Origin of the sequence: Lactiplantibacillus xiangfangensis, from assembly GCF_001438845.1 — a bacterium.
Classification (GTDB): domain Bacteria; phylum Bacillota; class Bacilli; order Lactobacillales; family Lactobacillaceae; genus Lactiplantibacillus; species Lactiplantibacillus xiangfangensis.
On record NZ_JQCL01000009.1, the window covers coordinates 1 to 394 of the forward strand.

Here is a 394-nt window from a genome sequence, read left to right on the forward strand (position 1 = left end):
ATGTAGTGTTTGGAAGGTGCAATTCTTGGTTCAAGAGAAACACAACAAACTATTGAGCGCAATAATTTCGATTGGTCTTTTAAGCTTTTTAGGAATAGTGGTTGAAACAGCGTTAAACATAACCTTCCCACAATTAACAACGTATTTTTCTATACCTATCAGTCAAGTTCAATGGTTGACTACTGGATATATGCTAGTCTCAACTAGTTTGATTCCATTGGGTTCATTCTTTTTAAGACGGTTTCGTGTGGTAACTTTATTTAGAGTTTCGTGCTTAAGCTTTTTAGTCGGTACGTTGATTGCAAGCTTTTCCAACAGCTTTAATTTAGTTTTGCTAGGCCGCTTATGTCAAGGCATTGCTGATGGAATCGCGTTACCGTTGATGTTTGCTGTC

At 37.3% G+C, this 394-nt stretch carries 1 protein-coding gene; it reads left to right on the top strand.

Annotated elements, in window-relative coordinates:
* Nucleotides 1-25: 25 nt before the first annotated feature.
* A partial coding sequence (locus IV64_RS14000) for an MFS transporter (RefSeq protein ID WP_157060962.1) occupies nucleotides 26-394 on the top strand: 369 nt, incomplete at its 3' end.